This window comes from Thalassospira sp. ABL2_045, assembly GCF_056161285.1.
The window spans coordinates 18,963-44,349 of sequence record NZ_JBSWYV010000015.1 but is presented as its reverse complement, the minus strand read 5'-3'; the positions used below and the strand labels follow the sequence as shown (position 1 = coordinate 44,349).

Annotated in this window: 25 protein-coding genes and 1 other RNA gene; 13 read left to right on the top strand and 13 right to left on the bottom strand. The window is 55.3% G+C overall.

Annotated features, from left to right (window positions below; translation table 11 throughout):
- Positions 1–107: 107 nt before the first annotated feature.
- Complete coding sequence (locus tag ACXAIA_RS17805) at positions 108–716, bottom strand: glutathione S-transferase family protein (RefSeq protein WP_475350531.1); 609 nt, start codon at positions 714–716, stop codon at positions 108–110.
- A 156-nt stretch (positions 717–872) separates the two neighbouring features.
- On the opposite strand from ACXAIA_RS17805, the gene ACXAIA_RS17800 reads away from it, so the two are divergent.
- Complete coding sequence (locus tag ACXAIA_RS17800; RefSeq protein WP_475350530.1) at positions 873–1,751, top strand: LysR family transcriptional regulator; 879 nt, start codon at positions 873–875, stop codon at positions 1,749–1,751.
- Between the two features lie 57 nt (positions 1,752–1,808).
- Positions 1,809–2,177 (top strand): DUF1636 family protein, encoded by a 369-nt coding sequence (locus ACXAIA_RS17795; RefSeq protein ID WP_475350529.1) that lies wholly within the window; start codon positions 1,809–1,811, stop codon positions 2,175–2,177.
- 18 nt (positions 2,178–2,195) lie between these two features.
- Here the strand turns inward: ACXAIA_RS17795 and ACXAIA_RS17790 are convergent, their stop codons facing one another.
- Positions 2,196–3,011: a hypothetical protein gene (locus tag ACXAIA_RS17790; RefSeq protein ID WP_475350528.1), complete on the bottom strand. Its 816-nt coding sequence runs from the start codon at positions 3,009–3,011 to the stop codon at positions 2,196–2,198.
- A gap of 60 nt (positions 3,012–3,071) precedes the next feature.
- Positions 3,072–3,998 (bottom strand): NAD(+) diphosphatase, encoded by a 927-nt coding sequence (gene nudC / locus ACXAIA_RS17785; RefSeq protein ID WP_475350527.1) that lies wholly within the window; start codon positions 3,996–3,998, stop codon positions 3,072–3,074.
- A gap of 189 nt (positions 3,999–4,187) precedes the next feature.
- On the opposite strand from nudC, the gene ffs reads away from it, so the two are divergent.
- The 5 genes from ffs to recR all read left to right on the top strand — a co-directional run bounded on the left by ffs (position 4,188) and on the right by recR (position 8,030).
- Positions 4,188–4,282, top strand: an RNA gene (gene ffs / locus ACXAIA_RS17780) — signal recognition particle sRNA small type.
- A gap of 157 nt (positions 4,283–4,439) precedes the next feature.
- The gene (locus ACXAIA_RS17775; RefSeq protein WP_475350526.1) at positions 4,440–6,341 is read left to right on the top strand and encodes a DNA polymerase III subunit gamma/tau; all 1,902 of its coding nucleotides are present in this window, start codon (positions 4,440–4,442) and stop codon (positions 6,339–6,341) included.
- Positions 6,338–6,661 carry a YbaB/EbfC family nucleoid-associated protein gene (locus tag ACXAIA_RS17770; RefSeq protein WP_475350525.1) on the top strand — a complete coding sequence of 108 codons (324 nt, stop codon included), beginning with the start codon at positions 6,338–6,340 and terminating at the stop codon, positions 6,659–6,661. Before ACXAIA_RS17775 ends, ACXAIA_RS17770 begins: the two co-directional genes overlap by 4 nt.
- A gap of 107 nt (positions 6,662–6,768) precedes the next feature.
- Entirely contained in the window at positions 6,769–7,404 is a 636-nt protein-coding gene (locus ACXAIA_RS17765; RefSeq protein ID WP_475350524.1) for a DUF4760 domain-containing protein, read from the top strand.
- Positions 7,405–7,436: 32 nt separating this feature from the next.
- Positions 7,437–8,030, top strand: a complete 594-nt coding sequence (recR, locus tag ACXAIA_RS17760; RefSeq protein ID WP_475350523.1) for a recombination mediator RecR — start codon at positions 7,437–7,439, stop codon at positions 8,028–8,030.
- Between the two features lie 145 nt (positions 8,031–8,175).
- On the opposite strand, the gene aroQ is transcribed toward recR, so the two are convergent.
- The 8 genes from aroQ to ACXAIA_RS17720 all read right to left on the bottom strand — a co-directional run bounded on the left by aroQ (position 8,176) and on the right by ACXAIA_RS17720 (position 15,479).
- Entirely contained in the window at positions 8,176–8,622 is a 447-nt protein-coding gene (gene aroQ, locus ACXAIA_RS17755; RefSeq protein WP_475350522.1) for a type II 3-dehydroquinate dehydratase, read from the bottom strand.
- Positions 8,623–8,673: 51 nt separating this feature from the next.
- Positions 8,674–10,539, bottom strand: coding sequence for a bifunctional sugar phosphate isomerase/epimerase/4-hydroxyphenylpyruvate dioxygenase family protein (locus tag ACXAIA_RS17750; RefSeq protein ID WP_475350521.1), 1,866 nt, complete (start codon positions 10,537–10,539; stop codon positions 8,674–8,676).
- Positions 10,540–10,617: 78 nt separating this feature from the next.
- Positions 10,618–11,271 carry a GntR family transcriptional regulator gene (locus ACXAIA_RS17745; RefSeq protein WP_475350520.1) on the bottom strand — a complete coding sequence of 218 codons (654 nt, stop codon included), beginning with the start codon at positions 11,269–11,271 and terminating at the stop codon, positions 10,618–10,620.
- Positions 11,272–11,281: 10 nt separating this feature from the next.
- Positions 11,282–12,130 carry a shikimate dehydrogenase family protein gene (locus ACXAIA_RS17740; protein ID WP_475350519.1) on the bottom strand — a complete coding sequence of 283 codons (849 nt, stop codon included), beginning with the start codon at positions 12,128–12,130 and terminating at the stop codon, positions 11,282–11,284.
- Positions 12,131–12,141: 11 nt separating this feature from the next.
- Positions 12,142–13,410 carry a TRAP transporter large permease gene (locus ACXAIA_RS17735; protein WP_475350518.1) on the bottom strand — a complete coding sequence of 423 codons (1,269 nt, stop codon included), beginning with the start codon at positions 13,408–13,410 and terminating at the stop codon, positions 12,142–12,144.
- Positions 13,407–13,889 (bottom strand): TRAP transporter small permease, encoded by a 483-nt coding sequence (locus ACXAIA_RS17730; protein ID WP_475350517.1) that lies wholly within the window; start codon positions 13,887–13,889, stop codon positions 13,407–13,409. The genes ACXAIA_RS17735 and ACXAIA_RS17730 overlap by 4 nt, the downstream gene beginning before the upstream one ends.
- Positions 13,890–14,013: 124 nt before the next feature.
- Entirely contained in the window at positions 14,014–15,039 is a 1,026-nt protein-coding gene (locus ACXAIA_RS17725) for a DctP family TRAP transporter solute-binding subunit (RefSeq protein WP_475350516.1), read from the bottom strand.
- A 128-nt stretch (positions 15,040–15,167) separates the two neighbouring features.
- Entirely contained in the window at positions 15,168–15,479 is a 312-nt protein-coding gene (locus ACXAIA_RS17720; RefSeq protein ID WP_475350515.1) for a hypothetical protein, read from the bottom strand.
- A gap of 10 nt (positions 15,480–15,489) precedes the next feature.
- Here ACXAIA_RS17720 and ACXAIA_RS17715 point away from each other — a divergent pair, with 10 nt between their 5' ends.
- From ACXAIA_RS17715 to ACXAIA_RS17700, 4 genes are all read left to right on the top strand, one after another.
- The gene (locus ACXAIA_RS17715; RefSeq protein WP_475350514.1) at positions 15,490–16,224 is read left to right on the top strand and encodes a Crp/Fnr family transcriptional regulator; all 735 of its coding nucleotides are present in this window, start codon (positions 15,490–15,492) and stop codon (positions 16,222–16,224) included.
- Positions 16,208–17,572: an adenylate/guanylate cyclase domain-containing protein gene (locus ACXAIA_RS17710; RefSeq protein WP_475350513.1), complete on the top strand. Its 1,365-nt coding sequence runs from the start codon at positions 16,208–16,210 to the stop codon at positions 17,570–17,572. The genes ACXAIA_RS17715 and ACXAIA_RS17710 overlap by 17 nt, the downstream gene beginning before the upstream one ends.
- A 117-nt stretch (positions 17,573–17,689) precedes the next feature.
- A complete protein-coding gene (gene fliW / locus ACXAIA_RS17705) occupies positions 17,690–18,175 on the top strand; it encodes a flagellar assembly protein FliW (RefSeq protein WP_475350512.1) in 486 nt (161 codons plus the stop codon).
- A 198-nt stretch (positions 18,176–18,373) separates the two neighbouring features.
- Complete coding sequence (locus tag ACXAIA_RS17700) at positions 18,374–19,831, top strand: DUF4139 domain-containing protein (protein ID WP_475350511.1); 1,458 nt, start codon at positions 18,374–18,376, stop codon at positions 19,829–19,831.
- A 79-nt stretch (positions 19,832–19,910) separates the two neighbouring features.
- On the opposite strand, the gene ACXAIA_RS17695 is transcribed toward ACXAIA_RS17700, so the two are convergent.
- Positions 19,911–20,522, bottom strand: a complete 612-nt coding sequence (locus ACXAIA_RS17695; protein WP_475350510.1) for a hypothetical protein — start codon at positions 20,520–20,522, stop codon at positions 19,911–19,913.
- A 444-nt stretch (positions 20,523–20,966) separates the two neighbouring features.
- Here ACXAIA_RS17695 and ACXAIA_RS17690 point away from each other — a divergent pair, with 444 nt between their 5' ends.
- A complete protein-coding gene (locus ACXAIA_RS17690; protein WP_475350509.1) occupies positions 20,967–21,542 on the top strand; it encodes a hypothetical protein in 576 nt (191 codons plus the stop codon).
- Between the two features lie 310 nt (positions 21,543–21,852).
- Positions 21,853–22,809, top strand: a complete 957-nt coding sequence (locus ACXAIA_RS17685; RefSeq protein ID WP_475350508.1) for a 2-hydroxyacid dehydrogenase — start codon at positions 21,853–21,855, stop codon at positions 22,807–22,809.
- Positions 22,810–22,884: 75 nt separating this feature from the next.
- Here ACXAIA_RS17685 and ACXAIA_RS17680 read toward each other — a convergent pair whose 3' ends face one another.
- Entirely contained in the window at positions 22,885–25,383 is a 2,499-nt protein-coding gene (locus ACXAIA_RS17680; RefSeq protein ID WP_475350507.1) for a sensor histidine kinase, read from the bottom strand.
- Positions 25,384–25,387: the final 4 nt, after the last annotated feature.

Below are 25,387 nucleotides of genomic sequence, written 5' to 3'. Positions count from 1 at the left end.
CCCCTTAGTCACGTCAGGGTACTCAGCCACCACAGGCAGGGAAACCCTTCCCCGACTTCCCCCGACCTTGGGCGAAATTCCTGTTTGTGGTGGCTGCTTTTTTGGATTTACGGCGTCCAGGTAATCGGCACATAGCCCGGAACGGCCGCCATGCGATCAAGCCACGCACGGATGCCGGGATACGGTTCAAGGCTGATTTTGCCAAGCTCTGCCCGATGCGTGTAGGCATAAAGCGAGATATCGGCAATGGTCAGCGACTCACCCACCAGCCAGTTATGACCTGAAAGACGTTTTTCCATCAAATCAAGCGCACGCCTGGCCCCGGCCTGCTTCATCGGCTCGAGAATGTCGGCATGGTCCGGCAGGCCCTTGATTTCATACCAGGAAATCAGAACAGCGACATTTGGTTCATGGTCATACTGTTCAAAGAACAGCCAGCTCATCATATCCGCCCGCTCATAGGCGTCCTCGGGGATGAAATTGGTCCCCTCAGCCAGATAGATCAGGATCGCGTTGCTTTCGGCCAAACTCCGGCCGTCATCAAGGACAAGTGCGGGAATTTTGCCGTTCGGATTGACCTTTTCCAGGTATTCCGGTGTGCGGGTTTCGCCTTTCATGATGTCGCGTTCGATATATTCGAACTTTTGACCCAGTATCGAAAGCATCAAACGGACTTTATAGCCGTTCCCCGACATCAAATAGTCATTCAAAATCATTGTGATAATCCTTGTGGCACATGCGTTGAGAACACTCGATAACTGCATTGGCCGGCCGGGTTTGATATTTGCCGCTGGATCGCGATCCGACAATCGAATAGTTTTGACCTTATTGTTCAACATTCTTGATCAAATTTTCTGATCAAAGGAGACCCCATGGATTCCGACCTGCTCAGAAGCTTTGTCGCCTTTGCCGAATGCGGCAGCTTTAACCGGGCGGCCGACCGCATTGGTCGCACGCCGTCGGCCTTTTCCATGCAGATGAAACGTCTGGAAGAACTGGTTGAGAACAAGCTGTTCGAACGTGACGGACGCAATGTGCAACTGACCCACGAAGGCATCACCTTTGTCGGCTATGCCCGTCGGATCCTCAGCCTGACGGACGAGGCGATGGGACAGTTGCGCTCCCAGGAAGCCACCCGCCCGATCCGCATCGGCTGCCCGGATGATTACGCGCAAAAGATTTTGCCAATTGTTCTGCGCGCCATCAGTGCCGTGCATCCCAGCGCGCGCTTTTTTGTATCGGTCAATCCGACAATCCTTCTGCGCCGGATGCTTGATCAGGGCGAACTTGATCTGTCGATCATCAGCCGGTCGGAAAAAGGCGAAGAAGGTTATTTCCTGCGCCACGAACCGGGTGTCTGGGTAACCTCGCCGGTCCATAATCAGCATCATCTTGATCCCCTGCCGCTTGTGCTTCCGGCTGAGGACTGCAAATTCCATGCTTGGGCGATTGATGCCTTTTCGAAATCCAATCGCGCGTTCAACCTTTATGCCACCTCGCGTCAGGCGGCATCGATGCTTCATCTGGTGCGCGATGGCCTCGGGGTTGCCGCCCTTGCCGCGGCCAGCGTGACGGACGAATTTAAAATCCTCGATGCCCGTGATGGCTTCCCGCCGCTTCCGGCAGTCGGGGTTGCCGTGATGCTGGCCGATGATGCCCATCCGCTGGTTAATCGTCAGCTTGCCAGTGCCATTCAGAAATATGTCGCCCATCAGTTTGAAGATGACTTGACCAAACCCGCAGCAAGCTGATTGGATGCGCGCCCTGCACCGTCTCAAAATCAACATATCCCGGATAGACCCACGCGCATGACGACCAAACCACGCCTGAATATCTGCACGACCTGCACCGCTTCAAACGCCGATGCACCAAGCAACCCGCGGCATGGTCAGACACTGTTTGATCGCATACAGGAACTTTGTGCGACGCGTGATTTGCCATTTGATCTCAAACCGGTTGAATGCCTGACCAATTGCAAGTCGGGCTGTTCGGTTGCGCTGAATGGATCGGGCAAATGGGGATATGTTTATGGCAATGTCGACCCCGACAGCATGATTGATGACCTGTGCGAACTGGCGTCAAAATATGCCGAAAGCGAAAAGGGGATTGTTGCCTGGCGTGAACGCCCAGACGCCCTGCGCCGTAATGTCGTCGCCCGCATTCCGCCACTAGACTAAATGCACTTGGCGTCCCCCCTATCCGGGCAAATCGGAATGGTGGTGTTGCCATAGATGATCTGCAACCCCACTGTCCTTTAGCTTAGCAATCAATTGATTGAATGTTTCAGGCGATATTGCCGATTTACCGGACAGCACAGACACAAGATCATATCGCGCATCTGGCATCACACTGAACACCAACTTGTCAATCAGTTCGGGGTGTTCATTGAACTTTGTAGTCAGGAATCCGGCAGAGATGACGCCGATCGGTGCTTCACCGGCCAGCAGTCCGTTTAGAACATCCTGTTCATTATAGCGCAGCAAGACATCATAGTTTGCCTCAAGAAATGCCGGATCGGCATTAAAATCAGCAAAACTGTAATGAAAACCAAGCACACACAATATTGGATAGCGAAGCACATCGGAGAACAGAACCTGTGGGTCCTCTCCACCGGCAAGGGCGACATACAGATCGCTTTCGATCAAAAGCGTATCTGAAAACTGGACATCAAATGAATGCCATTCCCATTTCTCACTATCTAGGAGAATAAGATCAAACTCGCCACTCATAAGGTCTTCATAACGCCGACGGGATGACGTTTCTACGAGTCTGAATTCGTAGTCTTTCTGAAACTCGTTAATAATATCAATAAGTTGCGGGGCAATTCCTCTTGGCTGGCCATTTTCATAGAAAAACACATCGCTATATTCATAGGCTCCGACCTTGATCCGAACAGGCTCGTTAGCCTTTGCCGACAGTACGCCGAACAAAATTATAGCCATACCTGCGACGAAGCCTGTTAAAGCCACGTGGCACAGAAAACGTATCGCTACCAAAGTTTTCCCAAACATCAACCTCATCCACAACAGCGGCGCCATCGCAATAGGACGATGACAAAGTAATCTTTAGAACTATATGCGTCGTGCGCACCAGTTTTCCAGAAGGAAGCGGGCAATTGATATCGGTCGTGGCAAATTAATGCCTTTTTCGGGAAGGCTCGGCACATCATCGCGATGCACCCACATGGCAAATTCGATCTCGTCATTGTCGAGCACAAGCTCGGTCGTTTCGGCCTCAGCCACGAAGCCCAGCATCAACGATCCCGGAAATGGCCAGGGCTGGGATGCGACATATTGTGGTCGCTTGATCTTGATCCCGACTTCCTCGAACACCTCACGGGCGACCGCCTGTTCAAGGGTTTCACCCGGTTCAACAAAGCCCGCCAGCACCGACACCATCCCGGGCAGGAATTGTGGCGACCGGGCCAGCAACACATGATCCTGATGATGGATCAGCATGATGACGGCCGGATCGGTGCGCGGGAAATGCGATTTGCCACAATCGGGATTACTGCATTGCAAACGATATCCCGCCTCTGCCACCAGGTTGGGATGGCCGCACGCCCCGCAAAACTGATGGCCCTGATGCCAGTGGAAAATGGCGCGCGCCTGCGCGGCAAGGCCCGCCTCATCAATGGAAAGATTGGCCATACGGGTGCGCATGTCACCAAACCCGCCGCCCAGTTTCCGCACCGCTTCGTCGCGATCAGAAACCACCGGCGCGATATCGACCGCAATCACCGGCCCACTTTCATCGCGGCCAAGGTAAATCCACTGCCCACCATGCAGATCAACATCGAGATGCGGAACCGCCGGGGCGCCGAGCACCACCAGTTCATGGGCATCCATGTCTTCGGGCCATGCAAAGAGCGGATCGCCCGCATGACAGATCAGGATACGCAACGACTCCTCGGCCAACAGAACCTGTTGCCAGTCATCGCGCTTGCGCAACACGGCATCGCGATCAAGATCGACAGATTCATAAAAAAGCCTGTTCATGGCAGTGGTTTTCCCAAAATTCTTTTTGGCAAATATCGACCAAACCCATGGGATCGCCGATATTTCCTGTGGTGACGGATGACGACATTAACGTGCGCAACGGCCTGCCAAAAGCCACGATTGCTTGAACACAGAAAAAATCCCAGCCAACGCTTGCGTTCTACCGATCTTTGCGCGATATAGGGGGCGAGAGGCTGGCAGTGGACGGACCGCTCGCCAACCCGGTCAGGACCGGAAGGTAGCAGCCGTAACGAGTTTTTCCGGGTCGCTGTTCAGTCTCTCACCCTTTCATTTCTCCCTTTGAAATCGCTGATAATTGCCATGCCCCTGACATTCACCGGCAGATGGGTTTTTGTATGGGAAATTTCCCACTTGGCCTTTCCCATCGGGCTTCGAAGCTGCTAAAACCAACTGAGAATTAAAACAGTCCGGACCGGATGAATGAGCGATCAGATCGAGACCGCGAGCGAAACAGCGACAGAAGGTGAACCGACGTCAACCGAGTCAGTTGATGGTGCGCAAACAACCGCGCCCGCTGCTGTGGCCGAACCAGAAGCCAAAAACGAATATCAGGTTCTTGCGCGCAAATACCGCCCGAAATCCTTTGATGAACTGATCGGCCATGGGCCGATGGTCAAGACGCTGTCAAACGCGCTTGAAAGTGGGCGACTGGCGCATGCCTTTATCCTGACCGGGGTGCGCGGGATCGGTAAAACCACGACGGCGCGTATCATTGCCCGTGCGCTGAACTGTATTGGCGCAGATGGCAATGGCGGCCCGACGATCGAGCCATGCGGTGTCTGCGAGCATTGCCGTGCGATTGCCGAAGACCGCCATGTTGATGTGCTGGAAATGGATGCCGCGTCACGCACCGGTGTTGATGACATTCGCGAGCTGATCGAAGGAGTGCGGTATCGCCCGACCTCGGCCCGCTACAAGATCTACATCATCGATGAAGTGCACATGCTCTCGAAAAGTGCGTTCAACGCGCTTTTGAAAACGCTGGAAGAACCGCCAGAGCATGTGAAGTTCATCTTTGCCACCACCGAAATTCGCAAAATTCCGATCACGGTATTATCGCGTTGTCAGCGGTTTGACCTGCGCCGTGTTCAGACCGATGAACTGGCAGCCCACTATACCCGCATTGCCGGGCTTGAAAATGCCGAGATCGAAGAAGAAGCCGTCACCCTGATCGCCCGTGCGGCCGATGGGTCGGTGCGTGATGGCATGAGCCTGCTTGATCAGGCGATTTCGCATGGCGCTGGCAAGGTCACCACGCAACAAGTGCGTGACATGCTCGGTCTTTCGGACCGTTCGCGGATTTTCGATCTGTTTGATTTCACCATGAAGGGCGAAATCAACGAGGCCCTTGAACTTTTGGGTGCGCAATATGCCCTTGGCGGTGATCCGCCGGTCATGCTGCAGGATATGCTCGACCTGACCCATTGGCTGACCCGCGTGAAGCTCTCACCCGATGCCGCCAATGATCCGGGCGTGTCACAGATCGAACGCGAACGTGGCAAGGAAATCGCCGCCAAGCTTGCCATGCCGCAATTGACCCGCGCCTGGCAGATGTTGCTCAAGGGCCTTGAAGAAACGCGCATTGCGCCATCCCCCATTCAGGCCGCTGAAATGATCCTGATCCGTCTGGCGTATGCCGCAGAAATGCCGCCGCCGGGCGATCTGATCAAGAAGCTCCGTCAGGACATGAACAATGCCGGCAATGGCGGAGGCGCCCCCCAAGGTGGTGGCGGCAATGGTGGCAACGGCGGCAGTGGTGGGCCAGGCCCGCGCATGCAGGTCGTGAATGGCGGAGGTGCATCTGCGGTTGCACAACGTCGCCCGGACCCGCTTGGCGAACCCGAACAGGTCGAACAGCCTGTCTATGCCAAGATGCCCGAAACGTTTGAAGAAGTTGCGGAACTGCTGGGCAAGGATCGTGAAACCACCGGTCTTGCCATGCAGGTCAAAAACTATATGCATCTGGTGAAGTATGAACCGGGTCGCATTGAATTTCGCCCGGCACGCGGGGCGGGGTCGGACCTGTCGCCCAAACTGATCAAGGCGCTTAATGGCCTGACGGGTCATCGCTGGCTGGTCAGCGTCTCGGAGCGCGAAGAAGGCGCACCAACCCTTAAGGAACAGGAACTCGAAGCCCTGGAACAGCGCAAGGCAGATGCCTCACAAGATCCGCTGGTCCGGGCCATTCTTGATGGTTTACCCAAAGCAAAAATCGTGGCCGTCCATCTGCCACCCGGACAGGAAGTATCCGAAGGTGAAGAGGACGAAAGCGGTTCCGTATATGATGACGCATTTTATCTCGAAGGAGACGACGAGCTATGAAGAACCTTGCAGGGATGCTCAAACAGGCCCAGCAGATGCAGTCCAAAATGCAGGAAATGCAAGAAGGACTGGTTGAACTTGAAATCGAAGGCCAGTCCGGTGCCGGCATGATCAAGGTGATGCTCAATGGCAAAGGCGAAATGCGCGGCCTTTCGCTTGATAAAAGCATCGTCGACCCGGAAGACACCGAAGTCCTCGAAGACCTGATCGTTGCCGCCTATAACGACGCCAAGGTCAAGGTCGAGGCCGCTGTTCAGGACAAGATGAAGGACGTCACCGGCGGCATGGACCTGCCAGAAGGCTTCAAACTGCCGTTCTGATCAACTAAACAAACAACAAATACGACAAAGGGCGGCACTGGCCGCCCTTTCTGGTGGTTCTACGATCTAGTCCAAATTCTCTGGATTAGAAGCCAGGATCAGTTTCAATGAACATTTCGGAATCACCTCTAGTTGAAATTGATGAGGATTACTTACTATACTCCAAACAGCGTAAATTTCCACAAATTTTATTTGTATCCTTAATCTGGAATCGTCGTATGCCGCCTGAGATTGCAATTCTGATCGGTGCTGCCAGTGCAACAGCAGGCTGGCTGTACACAGCGCGAAGATCTCGAAATCTTGCCAAGAAACAGCACACTATAAATGTAATGTTACAGGCCAATTTCAATAGAGACTTTCTTGCAGCACGAGCAAAAATTGCACCTTACCTTAAGTCCGGATCTTGTCCCGAAGAGATACTGAACGGCGAAGATGAAGACTTGCGCAAAAATTTCAGAGATATCCTAAATCATTATGAGTTTGTTTGTGCCGGACTCCGAAATGGTGATTTCGACGAGAAATTAATCAAAGACAGTGAACGTGGTACATACTTGGCACTGTATTCCTGCTGTCAGAAATATATCTGGCAACTCCGCGATGGACGGCATCGCATGACTATTTATGAGCATTTGGAATGGGTCCACAATCGATGGAAAGTGAAGCCTCCTAATAAATTCGTCCACTTTATAGAGTTTATAAGAGGCAAGCCATTCTATGGAAAGATGGAAACCTCTCCTCAATAATGAAGACTATTATTGATAAAGAATTTGGATATATGACCGGACGGGAAATTGAAAATCTGATCAAGCTGCTTTCACGCCTGCCCGGCCTTGGGCCGCGCTCCGCTCGGCGTGCGGTTTTGCAGATGCTCAAGAAACCCGAGACGCTTATGATCCCGCTGGCCGATGCCCTGCATGCCACGGCCGAGGTCATGACGACCTGTACCAATTGCGGCAATATCGATGTCACCGATCCCTGCCACATCTGTGCCGATCAGAACCGCAGCTCGGACATCATCTGCGTGGTCGAGGAAGTTCAGGACCTTTGGGCCCTGGAACGCGGCGCGTCGTTCAAGGGACGCTATCATGTGCTGGGCGGCACCCTGTCGCCACTTGATGGTATTGGGCCGGATGACCTTAAAATCGATCAATTGGTTAACCGCGTGCGCGAAAATAGCGTCTCTGAGGTGATCCTTGCTACCAATGCCACGGTCGATGGCCAGACCACAGCACATTACATCACCGAACGGCTGATGGAGACCGGCGTCAAAGTCACCCGCCTTGCCCATGGCGTGCCGGTCGGCGGTGAGCTGGACTATCTGGATGACGGCACATTAGCCGCTGCCCTGCGCTCACGAAGCTCGGTCTGACCCCGGACATTCAAGCCAATAAAAAGGGCGGCCAATGGCCGCCTTTCTTTTGATCCGAACAATCGCGCGTTGCAATTATTCAAACCGCTTAGATCGATAAAATGGCGCCTTCAATCGAGATTTGATTGAATAAACACCAGCCCGATCAGGCCGCCTTAATTTTCTCCGCCGCAAGGCGGGTTGCCAGCTCATACCCATAGGCACCGGCACCGGCCATCACCGCATCCGCAACCGAACTGATCCAGCTGGTATGGCGAAATTCCTCACGGGCATGCGGGTTGGAAATGTGCAGCTCAATGATATAGCCCTCAAAGGTCTTGAGCGCGTCATGAATGGCGATCGAGGTATGGGTATAAGCGCCTGCATTAATGATCAGGGCGGCCGATTTCTCACGCGCTTCGTGAATCATATCGATGATCGCGCCTTCGTGGTTGGACTGGCCAAACCTTACCGAAACGCCGAGCTCCTTGGCAAGAGCCGCACACTTTTCCTCAATCGAGGCCAATGTGTCATAGCCATAGATTTCCGGCTGCCGCTGCCCCAAAAGGTTCAGGTTCGGTCCGTTAATGACAAGAATTTCCTGCACGCTCATTTCCTTGTTTCCCGCCTTTATGCGCTTGGGCCTTGTGGTCACATCACCGCTTTACTTGCGGCGGTTCATCCGCGTCTGGGATGCCAGCCGGATCGGCGCATTTGCCGCCCCGAAGCCACGATACGCACGACGCTCCACCAATTCAAAGAAGAATCGATTGGCGAAGGTACGTGTATAGGCCTGATAATATTCACCTTCATCGTCACGATCATAGAGAATATTGCGCGCACGCAAACGATCAAGCAGTTCCGGCTCCAGCCCGAAACGCGCTTCGATATCGTCATAATAGTTTTCCGGAATCGGCAGGATTTCGACCCCATGCGCCGTGCAGTAATCAACGGATGCAAATATATTATCGCTGGCAAAGGCCAGATGCTGCACCCCACTGCCAAAGAATTCATTGAGAAACTGGGAATGCTGGGTATGCGGGCTTTGCGAACCGTTCAGGATCAAACGCACCGCATCGCTTTGCACCACCTGACTTTGCACCAGTCCGCCCGGATCAGGAATATCAAGGGTCGGCATTTTGCCCAGATCAAAGATCGAGGTGAAATACAAAAGCCAGGTCAGCATTTCCTCATACTGCATTGAGTATGAAACATGGTCGACCTTGCTCAGTTTCGCCTTCCCGCTATCTGCATCCGCGCCCTTTTCGGGTTCAAACTCGACATCCCAGATGCGCGAAAGCTCGCTATGATCATCAAGGAAGTAAACAAGGCTGCCCCCGACGCCGCGAATGGCCGGCATTTCAATTTCGCCTTCGCCGACCGCCTGACTGAACGGTGCGGCCAGAAGCGACTGCGCACGATCCATGGTCGCCTTGGCATCATCGACCTTAAGGCCGACCGCACATACCGACGGGCCATGCACGATGTTATAGGAATGCGCAAAGCCATCCTTGTCGCAATTGATCACAAGGTTGATGTCACCCTGCTTCCACCACGTCACCGCCTTGGATTTGTGGCTGCCGCGTTTTTCAAAGCCAAGGGCTGCAAAAAGCGTCGCAAGCTTCTCGGCATTTTCTTCTTCAACCGCGAACTCGACAAAGCCGACTTCCTTGGCATGGGCCTTGGGCGGCAGTTCGGTGGCTTTTTCGCCGACCTTCACGCCTTCAACCCCGTCCCCAAGATAGATCAGGGAGCGCAAGCCATCCTTGGCAACGCTTTTGGTCGAGCTTGACCGGAACTGGTCGTTGAAAATCTCAAGCGACAGCGGCCCGTCATAGCCGGTCATGGCAAGGTTGCGCATGAACTCATCAAGCGGGAAATCCCCTTGCCCCGGGAAGCAGCGGAAATGGCGGCTCCAGGAAAGGGCATCCATTTCAAGGATCGGGGCATCAGCCACCTGCACCAGGAAAATCTTATCCCCCGGGATGGATGAAATCGCATCCAGCGGCACCTTGCGCGCCATAATGTGGAAGGTATCAAGCACCAAGCCCACATTCGGGTGATTGGCACGACGTACCACTTCCCAACTGTCGCGGTAGTCGCTGATATGCTTGCCCCATGACAGCGCCTCAAACGCCACGCGAAGCCCCCGTTTGGCCGCACGATCACCAAGCTCCGCCAGATCCTTTGCCGCACGATCAAGCCCGCCCAAGGAATGCGGCGATACGTTTGAGCAAACCATCAAAAGGTCGGTGCCCAGTTCTTCCATCAGGTCAAACTTGCGCTCGGCCCGCTCAAACGCACGGGTACGCTGGGGTTCGGGCATCCCTTCGAAATCGCGGAACGGCTGGAAGGTGACCAGTTTCAGACCGAGGTCACGGATTGTTTTGCCAACATCTTCTGGCGATCCGTCAAAGGACAGAAGGTCATTTTCAAAAATCTCGACCCCGTCAAAGCCGGCGGCGGCAATGGCATCGAGTTTTTCCTGAAGATCGCCCGACAGTGAAACTGTAGCAATTGAGGTCAGCATTTTATCCCTCCGGGATGCATGTGGGGCACCGGGACATTCACAGAAGGATGCAGCAATCGCGGGGTTCCCGCGCGCCGATCAATGCTGTGAACGCCGCCGATAGGTTTCGATATGGTCAGTCAGTTTGGCAATCGCGCCATCGAGGTCCCGTGCAAGGGACAGCTCACAAATTTCGCGATGCTCATCGATGATTTCCTGGGCACGGAAACCATGGGTCTTGAGTTCGATCACCACGTAACGGCGGAATTGATCGAAAATTTCGTGATGCAGGCGCATATGCAGGTTCGATCCACAAGCCGAAATCAGTGCCTGATGGAATTCCCGGTCATACTGGCTCCAGCGCACGGTCAGTTCACGATTGTCTTCGTGCAGCATCTGCTTTTCCACAGCGGCCAGCTTGTGATGGGCGGCGGCCACACGGGCCTCCCATTCCACATCACCATGCTTGATCGAGGCCGCCAGACCATCGCGCTCAAGCAGCAGGCGCATCGCGGTCAATTCCATGAAATTGGACGGCGATGTTTCCACAACGCGGAAGCCCTTCTGGCCCTCGACAAAGACAAAGCCCGACGCCACAAGCCGGTTCAGCACTTCGCGCAGCGTGTTGACCCCGACGCTATAACGTTGGCGCAGCGCCTCAAGCTTAAGCTTCACGCCCGGCTGCAATTCGCCATACAGAATGTCGTCGCGAATTTCGTTATAAACTGTCTCGGCAACTGTGTTGCTGCTCATGTGCTTTCCCCTAGCCTGTCAATGCCTCGGGATAGGCATTGAAGTATTCGTCCCTCGCAGCGTCGGCATCAATTTCGGCCCCGCTGAAAACTTCAAATGCTTCAATACCCTGAAAGAAGAAGAGTTCAAAGCCGGTCATGACTTCGATCCCTGATTTGGCCGCTGCGCGCAGGAACGCGGTTTCAACCGGGGTATAGACCGCATCAAATGCCCATTTCTGGCCACCAAACAAATCGGTATCAAACGGGCAGCCCGGATACTGGTTCATGCCAACTGGCGTGCAGTTGATCAAACCATCAGCTGACCGCACCGCGTCAGACAGGTCATCTTCCCCCACAAACGCCGCATTGGCATCAGCCGCAACAAGCGTCGCAACCAGCTCCTCACCCCGCGCCGCATCCTTGTCATGAATCAGGATCTTGTCCGCACCAAGCCCGCGCAGGCCAAACGCCGTTGCCAGACCGACACCACCAGCCCCCATCTGCAAAACCGTGCCCGGCTTGGCATCGCCGAACTGACCACGATAACCGCGCATAAAACCGACAAAGTCGGTGTTATCACCGCGCCAGCCGTCTTCACGGAAGACGACGGTGTTCACCGACCCCAAAGCTTCGGGCAGGCGTTTGCGCGGTGTAATCAGTTTGCGCGCGCTTGTTTTGTACGGGTGGGTCACATTGACCCCGGCATAGCCGGTTTCCGCACAGGTGGTCAGCTGCTTGATCAGATCGAAATCCTTGATCACATCGCTGTCGAGGTAGTCGTACGTGACATCCATACCGCACATACGGCCCAGCAACACGTGCAGTCGCGCCGACTGGCTCCGCGAAATGCCTTTACCGATAAGACCGAGTTTCAACATGGACAGGTATCCTAAAATCCAAACAGATCGGGCAGGAACGTAACAATGCCCGGAACAAAGGTGATGATCAGCAGCACCATCAGTTCGACGATAAAGAACGGCATGATGGCGCGGATCATCCGTGCCATGCCGACACCGGCCACCGCATCTGCAACAAACAGACACAGCCCCATCGGCGGCGTAATCAGGCCGATCATCAGGTTAAAGATCACGATGATCCCGAAATGGGTCGGGTCGATGCCAAGGCTAAGCGCAATCGGATGCAGGATCGGCACCAGCACCAGCATGGCGGCAATCCCTTCAAGCACCAGACCAACCGCCAGAAGCATCAGGTTGATCAAAATCAGGAAGGTCGCAGGACTATCGACATAGCCCAGAACAAACTGGCTGATGGCCTGCGGAATACCGGCAAAGGTCATGAACCAGTTTGCCGCGGCAACCGTCGCCATAATGATCAGGATGCTCGATGAATCGCGCATCGCGCCCGAAAAGATGCCCGGCAAATCACCCGGTTTGAGTTCGCGGAACACGAACAGACCGACGATCAGCGCATAAAACACCGCAAAGCTCGCTGCCTCGGTCGGGGTGACAATCCCCGCCAGGATCGAGCCAATCACAAAGACCGGCATGAACAGCGGAATAAGACCATTCCAGACGGCCTTGAGCTTCTCGCCCATATTCATGCGTTCGCGCGGCTTGGCATGTGTTTTCACAAAGAAGCGCACATAAACCGAGAGTGCCAGCGCAAGCAAAACACCCGGCACAATCCCGGCAAGGAACAGGGCCGGAACCGAGACATTGGTCGTGATCAGCGCATAGATAATCACCGGAATGCTCGGCGGAATGATCGGGCCAATAACCGATGATGCTGCTGTCAGGGCTGCAGCAAAGTCACGCGGATAGCCTTCTTTTTCCATCGACGGAATAAAGATACGCCCAATCGCCGAGGTATCGGCAACCGCAGACCCCGAAAGACCAGCAAAGATCACCGATGACCAGATATTGACCTGCGCCAGACCGGCCTTGGCATGCCCGACAAGCGCATTGGCCAGATTGATCACGCGCGATGTAATGCCGCTGGCATTCATCAACTCTCCAGCCAGAACAAACAGCGGGATCGCCAGGATCGTAAAGCTGTCGAGGCCCGCAAAAATACGCTGCGGCAAAAGATCGAGGCCAAATGTGCCGGTGCTGATATAGGCCACAAGACCAAGCGCAATCGCAAAGGCAACCGGCGCACCAATCGCAAGCAGGGCCAGAAGGGTAACGCCGGTAATCATGCCTCACCCCCTGTGGAATTCTGATTAAGGTAGGATGCAAGTCGCAGAATGGCTGCAATCACGAGGCATACACCCCCAACCGTGATCGCGATTTGCGCCCAATACATCTGGATGCCGATGCCCGATGCAACGATGCCGCCGCGTTTGGCGGCAAAGATATAACCGGCATAGGCAAGAACACCGCCCAGAATCAGGGTCGCGGCATCAACAACAAGTGCGAGCCCGCGACGAAACCGTCTGGGAATGGTGTCGACAACAATACTGAAGGTGATCTGGGTACCCTGCAGATAGGCATAAGCCACACCGAACATGCAGCCATAGATCATCGCGTATTTCGCGACTTCTTCGCTCCATTGCAGCGGGGAAGAAAACAGATAGCGGCTGACACTGCCAGCAAAAACAACACCGAAGACAACGAGGATACTTAGCCCCGAAAGCCCGGCGAGCAAACGCTTAAACGCATTCTCGGTGCGTTGCATGGGTTCCCCCGGATCACTCAAAATTTATTATTATGCTTATTGAAGCACGGTGGCCAAAAGCACGGTGGCGGGAAAAAAGGGCAGGTCCGGTGCAAGGAGGAGCACCCGACCCACCAAAGACCGATTACATCGAAGCTTCAGCTTCAGAAACCGCAGTCTGCAGTTTTTCAATCCATTCGGCGTCGATCTGACCCGACAGCCATTCGATGACAGCCGGCTGTGCCGCGTCACGGAATGCCTTGAGCTGCTCGGCGGTCGGCGTGGTCACTTCCATGCCTTCCTCGGCCAGCTTGGCAACACCTTCGGCAGAGTTGAACTGCTGGATCGAACGACCAACATTCGATGCAACACCAGCTGCGCGACGCAGAAGGGCCTGATCAGCTTCCGAAAGGCTCTGATAGGTGTCTTCGTTGATCACGATGAAGTCGGTGCCATATACGTGACGGTCAAGCGTCAGGTATTTCTGCATTTCATAGAACTTGTTGGCATAGATCACGCTGATCGGGTTTTCCTGACCGTCGACCGTACCGGTGGTCAGTGCAGTCGGAACTTCCGGCCACGGAATCGGGGTCGGATCACCACCAAGGGCCTTGACCATTTCCACGAACAGCGGAACGGTCATGACACGGATTTTCAGACCTTCCATGTCCTTCGGCTCGGCAACAGCGCGCTGGGAGTTGGTGAAGTTACGGAAACCGGTTTCACCATAAGCCAGCGTACGCAGGCCGGTTTTTTCCAGGCAGTGTGCTGCAAGCTCTTCACCGAAGCCGCCATCCAGAACTTTCCAGGCAACGTTGGCATTCGGGAAAACATAAGGAATATCGAGAACGGCTGCCTCAGGGCAGACCTTGGAGAACGGACCGGAAACCATCGATATGGCAAGGGTACCGTCCTGAGTGTTCTGCAGCAGATCAGTTTCACCGCCCAGCGCACCAGCCGGGAACAGTCCGACCTCAATACGGCCACCGGATTCTGCTTCGACAATGTTTTTAAAGACCTGTGACGCCGCACCTTTTTTCGAGGTGGTCCACTCTGCCGGGTCTACATGGGCAAAGTTCAGGGTGACGTCGGCTGCCTGCGCGGAAAATCCGAATGACGCAGCAGCAATGGATACGGCGCCAAACAGGGCACCTTTGGAAATCATCTTCATTACTTCCTCCCGATTAAAACGACATCCGCAGACCGAGGTTGCTTTTGACACTCTTGTTCTTTCGCGGTCTTTGTTCGGAATTAGGATAATTTAAAAAACATAGGAGATTTTGTCAAACGTTCTATGTTTTAGCCAAAAGTCGCACATACCAACGCTTTGCGCCCAATCGCAATCGCCCGAAAAAAGGGAACCGACCCCTGATTTTCCGTCAAATTCCTGACAAAAAGCGATGATTTAACATCTATAAGCTTGGGGGAGGGCTGCCTGAATTTCAAACCGCAAAGATCGAAAATATTGCCAAATGCCGCGCGTTTAAACAGCGCGGCTACAGGTGAACCCGTCAAAGGCACATTGCAAAACAGCTTGCTGTAAAACAGGGTAATTGTGCTACTTTGGCAATCAAATCTTTCGATTCGCCCCTGAAACGAAACCTTTTTCAAAGTGAACCCCGTGAACAGTGTAACCGGTCCCAAATCCCCGCAACTTGCGAAAGTCGCTTCGCGCATTCTGGCAGGCAGCTTCCTGTTTGAGGATCTTGATCCCGAACTGCTCGAACAGCTTTCCAACCAGGCCACTGTGCGCCGACTGGATGATGGCCAGTTGCTGTTTGAAAAAGGGGCACCGGCTGACGGCCTGTATGCGGTCGAGGCGGGCAAGGTTCGCATTTCCTCGGTTTCGGAAACCGGCAAGGAGATCGTGCTGAACGTTCTCGCACCCGGTGCGGTGTTTGGCGAAATCGCCTTGCTTGACGGCGAACCGCGCACGGCGACCGCCCGGGCGGTCGGCCCGACCCGGACCCTGTTTATTTCACGCGATGATTTCTTTGAAATCTTTGATCGCGAAGCACCGCTGCGCCGTCACATCACGGCCCTTCTGTGCCGTCGCCTGCGCTGGGTCAGTGATCTTCTTGAAGATGCCAACTTCCTGGACCTCACCGCGCGCCTGATCAAACGCATCCTGTGGCTGGCCGAACGTCATGGCGGCCCGGACCCCGAAGGCATCCGCATTGCCCTGCCGCTTTCCCAGCAGGAACTGGGGCTGATGCTTGGCGTGACCCGTGAAGCGGTGAACAAGAAACTGCGTGAACTTGAAAAACAGGGGATGATCACACGCCGTGACGGTCGTCTGGTCATCAAGGACAGCGAAGGGCTGAAACAACTTCTTGCTGATGCCGTCAAAAACTGAACCATCAGACTCACTGTTTGAACGCCTGGTCGCCCGCGAAGAAAAGCGCGGGCTGATGCTTGTCGCCTTTCTGCGCATTTGTCTGCTCGCATTCATCCTGTTGCTGTTTAGCAAACCTGATTCGCCAACCGGCAAGCTCTATACCCTGCTTGAAGTCCTCGCCTGGTTTATTCCCGGCGTGTTTGTACAGCTCTATGTCGCCTTTCGCGGCGATAAGGCCTACTGGATGATCTATGTGCTGGCCGTGATTGACGCCGTACTGATCGTCTATGTCTCCGTCGTTCCCGACCCGCTCAATCCGTTGCTCGAACAACCGGCCTGGCTGTATGGCTTTGTCGTGCGTGACCGTGGCGTGGTCTTTTCCATGATCATGATGGCGATCATCATCATGACCTTTTCACCGCGCCTGATCTTGTGGTTCGGCTTCTGGTTGTTTGTGTCCTGGTGCGGGGCGATCTGGTGGCTGATGACGCGCCCCGGCGTCATCGTATCGCAGCATTTCGGCGATGAATGGAACCCGACCCAGCAGGAAATTATCGATACCTATAACCTGCCGGAATTTGTCGATATTTCCGCCCTGGCCGAACAGGTCATCATTGTCATCGTCTTTACGCTGGCCTGCGCGGTGATGGTTTCGCGTTTGCGGGTTCTGATCAATCAATCGGCCGCATCCGAACGCGCGCATGGCAATTTGGCGCGCTATTTCCCAACGGCCCTTGCTGATCAGTTGGCTGATCGTGATGAACCGGTGCGTGTCGGCGAGCGGCGCGAATGCGTTATTCTGTTTGCCGATGTCATCGGCTTTTCGCGCTTTGCCGAAAAGCGTGACCCGCAGGAAGTCATGCGCTTTCTCAACCAGTTCCACCAGATCGCCACATCCCAAATCGGCGCCTATGGCGGCATTGTTGAAAAATATATCGGCGATGCCGTGATGGCGAGTTTCGCCGCCTTCGATGATCTTGAACACCCCGCCGCCAATGCACTTTGCGCTGCACAGGCCATCATCACCCAGGTCGCTGAATGGCAGGCAAAAGACCCGGCAAACGGCGGCGCGCCGCTTGAAATCGGCGTGGGGCTTAATTTTGGTCCGGCGGTTGTCGGCGATATCGGCCAGCGCGAAGCGGTGACGCCCGCTGTGATCGGCGCCACGGTCAATCTGGCCGCCCGCCTTGAAAAAGCCACCCGCGAACTGGGCAGCGATACAGTCATGAGCAAACAATTCGCCGATCGCCTGCGCAGCGAAGCCCCGATTGCGGCTCCGATCCTGCTCGCCCGCTATAGCCAGACGCAAACCATTCAGGTCAAAGGATTTAGCGAACCCGTGGGGGTTCTCTTTAACGCCTGCTAAATAAACGCCTGATAGAATGCCTCCCGGTCTGCCAAACCCTTGAATCTTGGGCATACCAATCCAAAATGCTTGGACAGTTCTTGCTTAAGCTTGAAACCGGATCTTCAGGAGGACGCGATGGCGACCACGAAAGGCGCGAACCCAACGGCCACAGATGCCGTCCCGTCCGCGGTAAAACTGACCACCCTGTTTGGTGAACGCGAATTCGCCTGGGACAAGGCGATCTATTTCCCCGCCGGGCTCAAGGGCTTTCCAGATCATAACGTCTTTGCCCTTGCAAGCTTCCCGGGCGAAGGCGGCAGTGCCTTTCTTCTCATGCAATGCCTGACCGAGCCGGAACTGGCCTTTATCGTCGCGCCCTATAACCTTGAAAGCGACACCATTCGCCCCGAACATCTTGAACAGGCCTTTGGCATTCATGGCATCAAGAAAAATGATGGCGCGGTCTTGCTCATTGTCACCCTGCACAAACCCGATGATGGCCCGGTCAGCATGTCGGTCAATCTGCGTGCCCCGATCATTATCGATACGGCCCGTCAGGCCGCCTATCAGCATCACCTGCCAGAAGCTGGCGGTTATTCATTCCATCACGAACTGGGCTGATCGCCCGCACTTTTGCGATCGTCGTTTCAGAACATCTTGGTCCGCAACAAACGCCACCAGTACTATGTGCATGGCGCCCTTTGCGCTGACCTGATTCTTGAAATCGTCCCCACATGTCCTTGATCCTGCCACTTTTTCAAGCAAAGGTAGCAGGGTAGAAACAGGACCTTAATACGCCACCATATAGAGGGATCGGGAATGTCTGCAGCATTGCGCAATCGTTTCGCACTGGCCGCTTTGTTGGGCTCAGCGGTATTTTTCGGGCAGGATATCAACCCTGCCCGCGCTCAAAGCCAAGCCGTTGATCTGTCGGCAAATGACCGCACCAACCTGCAACTCACCGTCTATCCGGGCAATCTGTCCCTGATCGCCGAACAACGTGACGTCGCCATCCCCGAAGGCCAAAGCACCCTTCGCATTGATGGCCTGCCCCGCACCATCATGAATGATTCCTTCCTGCTCGGCACCGCCAAGGATGCCGATCTTGTCTGGACGTCGCTGCGCAATCGCAGCAACGGCTCCAACATTCTTGATGACCTGCTGCGCGATCAGATCGGAAAGACCGTCACCATCCGCCGTGACGATGACCTGATCGAAGGTACCCTTGTTGCGGTGACCCATGTGGCCCTGGTCGAAACCGATGCCGGGATTGAACGCGTCGCCCTTGATCAGGTGATCATTTCCGAACTGCCTGATGGTTTTACCACCCGCCCCACCCTTGATGCCGATATCACGACCAGCGCGCCGCTTGATCACCTCTCGATGGCCTATCTTCTGGGCGGGATTGGTTGGAACACGTCCTATACCGCCTATTATGACCGTGCGGAAAACAGCCTGAAACTGACCGCCATCGCCAAGGTGATGAACGCATCGGGCAGCGACTATGACGACGCATCCTTGCGTCTGGTGGCGGGCGATCCCAACCGCGTTCAGCAGCCCCCGATGGCAAAGGCCGCACGTACCGAAATGATGATGTCGGCTGTTGCCGATGGCGCGGCATCGGCTGCCAGCGCGCCGGACCGGGCAAGCTTTGAAAACCTGCATGTCTATGGTCCATTTGACGGACTTTCGATGCAGGATGGCGATACGGTGATCTTGCCGTTGCTCGATCCGCAGGTTCTGCCGGTCAAACGCCGCGCGATCTTCACCGCCGCAAGCAGCGTCTATAATATGGAACAGCGCAACGGCCAGAAGTTCGTTCGCCCCGAACTTGAAATCGACATCACCAACGAGGGCGGCAAAGACGCCAAAAGTCCATGGCCCGATGGCATTGTCCGCATCTATGCCAAGACGCCCGCAGGCGACACCGGCTATCTGTCAGAAGACATGATTTCGCTGACCCCGGTCGGGCAGGATGCCACCCTTCGCCTGGGCAGGGCCAGCAATCTGAACGGAACGCGCGATGTGGTCGCGGTTGATCGCAAGGCACGCGCAAACCTGCCAGACGCGGTCAGTGCGGATCTCAAATGGACGATCCGCAATACCAGTGACCGGGTCGAAACCGTCACCATCCGCGAAGACATCCCCGTTGATTGGAAAGTCACCGCCGAAAGCCAAAAGCACGAACGTGACCAACCCAACCAGATCAGCTGGGAAATCGACGTCCCGGCCAATGGCGATGTCACCCTGACCTGGTCGGTGGCCAGCACCCGCTGATCATCTTCATCAGACCAAAATACCAACGGCCACACGGGTACCGCCCTTGTGGCCGTTTTGTTTTGCCGGAATTACTGCCCTAATCCTTGCCGCGCGTGCTGTAAAACGCCTTGGCCAATGGCAAAAGCACCCCGGCATCGGGTAACTGATCGGTCCGGCTACAAAGATCGGCATAGATACAGATCAGCTTGGTCAATAAAACGAACGCATCCTGATTGCGCTTGCCGGCAAAGGCACCAAGCACCTCGACCCCGTCGCGCGCCGCATCACATGCCAGTTCAAGCTTGCCCGCCCCTTGCAAGGCCAGAACAAGTGCCGCCAGCGAATAGCCCAGATCAAGCCGTTCGCTGTCATCCTTGCGCCCGACACAATTGCGCAACCGATCCTCGCGCAGTGCCACCGCCTGACAGGCGGCATCCACCGCCCAGTCCCATTCACAGGCTTCGATCTCAAGCGCTGCGCGGTTATTGAGGCTAAGCGCAAGGCCCGCCACCGCCGCATCGCGCGCGGTTGGCAGATGCAGGGAAAAAATCGCATCGGCAGCATCAAAATATCTCAATGCCGCTACGCGTTCTTCGGGGGAATGATTGCTGGCCATTTCAAGATAAAGCCGCGCGACCGCAAGCGAGTTGGGATCGGTCTGTTCAAGATAGGACAAGCGCAACGCATATTCGTCCGTATTGTCCGTCATCCTGATCCGCCACCTTTTTTTTCAACGCTAGAGTCTGTTCTGTTTAGCTTGCATCGCTTTTGTTCCTGTTTGGCGTGCCGTTTGGCTAGGCACAGCGCGCAGGACGATGTGGTGCATCGTTCAAGCGGTGTAACGAAGCGAAACCTCGCCAAACAGAACCCTGCGGGCCGGGCTATTCCTCAGCTCTGCAGCGTCAAGGATCTCGACCGTAGCGCCGCTACGCTCTGCGGTCCTTTCCTTGCCGAACAGAGGAATACCCTCGGCAAAACGGTTCAAGCTAAACAGAACAGACTCTAAAGGCCCGACTGGCCGTGCAGAAAAAAGACGTTTGGCAAGCCCACCTTGTGAAGGACCGGCAATCAGCGATAAGCTGTTTCCCTCTGTCTGACAGACTGCTAGACAATCGAGATAAGATTTGTCCCAAAGTGCGGAAACAAGCCCCAAATGAGCACCTCCAGCGAAACCTTGCGCGCCCTTTATGGCACATGGCGTCTTGCCCGTGGCGACGAGCAAGGTCTTGGATTTTTTAACTTTTCGATTGAGGGATTCTGGCGCTCGTTCCTTGCGGCCGCGATTGTGTTCCCGGCCTTTGCCCTGTTGCGCTGGAACGATATTTTTGATGCACCCGACGGCTTCCCGGCCATGCGTTATATGCTGGTTGAAAGCATCGCCTATGTCATCAAATGGGTCGCCTTCCCGCTGATCATGTTCCACGTCATTCCGATGCTGGGCCGTGCCGAACGCTATATCGCGTTTATCACGGTCTATAACTGGGCAAGCGTGCTTCAGATGGGGCTTTATCTGGCGGCCTTGTTGCTTGGTGTTTTATTTCCGTCACTTGGGGCCGGTGGCTTTGTCTTTATCGCGGTGATCGCGACACTGGTTTATGGCGTCTATATCGCCAAACTGACCCTGTCGGTGTCGATCCCGACCGCCAGCACCATCGTGCTGGCCGATTTCCTGCTGTCGCTGGTGATCACATCTATCGGTATCCGCCTGGCCGTCGGGCAGTTATTCTAGGGTCCGGACCTATTAATTTGATTTGAATGGCAGACGTTATATTTGTGAAATCCAAGGAAAAGCCCGCCGGGCGGGTCGGTATCCCGGCCAAGGGATTTGACGCAGGAGTTTGCAAATATAACGTCTGTCCTTCGGATTAACCGGATTTGCACGGGCTACTTTGTCGCAAAGCCTTGAAAGATGCATATCTTCCGGCGGTTTTGCTTCGCGTATCCGCACAAATCCGGTGAACCATTCACACCAAATTAATAGGTCCGGACCCTAGGGTCATTGAAAGCTTAAAAACAAAACCGCATCAGGGAGAAACACAATGAAACCCGTTCTTGCCGTAACCCGCCGATTGCCTGACGCCGTCGCAAAACGTGCGGCCGAAAGTTACGACATCCGAACCCAGGAAGATGACGATCCCCTGACGCGGGCTGAAATCCTGGCCCTTTGTCATGGCGCGGATGCTGCCCTTGTTTCGGTCGGCGATCCGATCGATGCCGAGTTTTTCGAACATCTCTCCGATAGCGTGAAAATCGTCGCCACCTTCTCGGTCGGGACCGATCATATCGATCTGGCCGCTGCCAAGAAAAAGGGGGTCATTATCGGCAACACGCCGGGCGTTCTGACCGATGCCACCGCTGATATCGCCTGGCTTCTGATCCTGGGTGCCGCCCGCCGCGCCAGCGAGGGCGAGGCCGAAGTCCGCAACGCCACCTGGTCAAGCTGGCGCCCGACCCATCTGATGGGAACGCAAGTCACGGGCAAGAAACTTGGCATCGTTGGCATGGGCCGTATCGGACAGGCGGTTGCCAAACGCGCGCGCGGCTTTGATATGGACATCCATTATTACAACCGCCGTCAATTGCCAGCCGACCAGGAACTGGGGGCGACCTATCACGACAGTATCGAGGGTCTTTTGCCCCATTGTGATTTCCTGTCGCTGCACTGCCCATCCACCCCGGAAACGCGCGGCATGGTCAATACAGACTTCATTTCAAAGCTGCCTGATGGTGCAATCATCGTGAACACCGCGCGCGGCGATGTGGTTAATGATCAGGATCTGATTGTCGCCCTGAAATCGGGCAAACTGACCGCGGCGGGCCTTGATGTATTCGCCGGTGAACCGAATATCGAACCGGCTTATCGCGACCTTGCAAACACCTTCCTGCTGCCGCATCTGGGATCGGCCACGGTTGAGACCCGCAACGCCATGGGCTTCCGCGCGCTCGATAACATCGATGCCTTTATCGCCGGCAAAGACGTGCCATTTACGGTCTGATGCACACAACCAGACAGGCAAAACAAAAGGCGCCGCAAGGCGCCTTTTTCGTATTCGGATGGATCGGGCTTGGCCTTAGCCAAGATCGCTTTCCTCACCCGCAGGCAGGATGCAGGCAATCTCGCGGCCATCTCGGCTGATCTTGACGCGCCCACCATGGATTTCGACCACGGCACGGACCATCGCCATGCCAAGCGCACGACGGGCGGATGGGGATTCGCCGTCGCGCAGGCCTTCAAACAGCATCGGCTGCGGCGCCTCGTCCGACAGCGAGATGGAAATTTCGATATCCTCGCCACGACGGCGCGCAATTACCGAAACTTCACTGCCCTCGGGGGCGGTGCGCAGCACATTGGTCACCAGAATGAACAAGGCCTGTTTCAGGCGGCGCTCATCAGCCACCATCCAGCCAATCTGGCGCGAACAATAAAGACGCAGCGACACATTGAGTTCCGCCAGCCGCGCACGCGTCAGCGCCTCAAGCGAGCGCAGCAAACGTCTTGGATCAACGGTATCCAGTTCAAGGGCCACCTGCCCCGATCCAAGCGTTGCCAGATCGCGCATGTCATCGACAAGCGCCAGCATGCTTTGCGCTTCAGTGCGGATGGTTTCGACCGACCGCGCCACATTACCCGTCAAATGCGGGATCAGGCGATCTGACTCGCCATTGATATGATCAAGCGGTTTGGTCAGTTCACGCGATACCGTCGAAATGAAGTCCGACTTCATCTGATCGGCGGTGCGAAGCGCCTCGTTGCGTTCACGAAGCGCGCGTTCGACCCGGATGGTATCGGTCACATCGATATAGGACATCATCACCGCCCCGTCGGGCAGCGGCACGATGGCAAAATCAACGATCGAATTATCGGATCGCTCCAGGCGACCATTCATCGGTTCATGGTTGGTGATGCGCGCGACCATACGACTTTTGAACTTGTCCCAGTCATCACGTTCGCGCCAATACTCCTTGGATTTCTCGACCACATCGCCCAGATGCGGGGAGGCATCCAGAAACATGCTTTCAAGTCCCCAAAGATCGGCAAAGCCATGGTTATAAAGCCGCAAACGACCATCGCCACTGATCACGCCAACTGCTTCATGCAGGCTTTCAAGCGTCTCGCGCTGCACCGCAATCAGGGTGTTGTATGAACTTTCCAGAACCAGCTTGTCGGTGACATCTTCATAGACAAACATCAGCCCGCCAAACGGATGCGGCGAGATAAAGCGACGCAACGTCATGCCATTGGGCAGATGCATCAAATCTTCTTCGGGCTTCAAAAGATCCGTAAAGCGCTGGTTCTCGGTATTGCGGAACTGGGTGAAGTCGGCAACTTCGGGCAGCTTGCGATCATCACGCAGGCGTCTGAGCACATCATCATGGGTCGGCTCGGTCCAGAGCCACTCGTCATCGAGATCCCAAAGCTTGGTGAAGGCAGTGTTAAAGAAGATAAGCCCCTTGTCCCCGCCATACACCGCAATCGCCGTTCCAAGATTTTCAAGCACCTCGGCATGGGCGCGAATATGGCGTGACAGATCGGACTGCAATTCCTCGACCGGGGTGCAATCAATCGCAAACCCGATTAGGCCACCAGCATCGACGTCCTCATCACCTTCCCCGAGACCGGCCGGCATTTCGGTAATGCGCAGCAATTTGCGATCACCGCGAATGACAACGTGAAAATCGCGCGTCAGGCTTTCATTGTTGCGCTGAACCGATGCCGCAAGCGACCGCCCGTGATCGGGGATCACCCCTGCACCGATTTCCGATTGCGCCGCCAGCGCATCTTCGATGCTTTCATGTTCGACCGCATCGGCATAGGCCATGTTGCAATCAATCAGGCGTAGCTCCGCGTCACGACGCCAGACCGGGAAAGGCAGGCTATCAAGCAACTGCCGCAGGCCCGATACTTCATGTTTCAGCAGCTGGAAATCGCCAAACTGGCTTTCGCGTTCACGCGAATGGCGGGTTTCATCGCGGAACCACAAACCATGGGCCAGCACATCCGATGAGCGATCCTTGCGCGCGGCCATGCCCGTCACATGGAATTTGCGCTCATCAAGCGTCGTCACCCAAAGCTCAAACCGGTCATGCCCGGATTTAAGGTTACGCACCCGTTCCTTCAGCGCATCCGCATCCTCATCGCGCAACAGATCCAGCAGGTCGGGAAAACGCCCATCCTGCCCCAGCTGAAAGGCGCGTTTAAGCGACGGACTGGCCCCCTCGGCAAAGCCATGGCGGCTCCAGTAATAAACCGGGTCGGGTCCGGCAAACAGAAGCTGGGTGAAAAGCTCGGTCTCGCCGGCCAGTTCATGTTCGTGATCTTCGACTTCTTCCAGATGGCGACGCATGCGTAGCGACAACCGCCAGCCAACCCACCCGGCAATCGCCGCTCCACCAACAGCTGCCAGTCCAACCACCAGCCAGTCATGGTCACTCAGCCCCGCAAGGCTTCCAAAAATCGTCGCACCGATGCCGTCCGGCTGGTTGGCATCCGCCCCGGGATTGGCAGCATTATTAAGACGGAATTTTTCCTGCGCCTGTACTGTAATGGGAAGAATCAACGTGGCAGCCATCGCC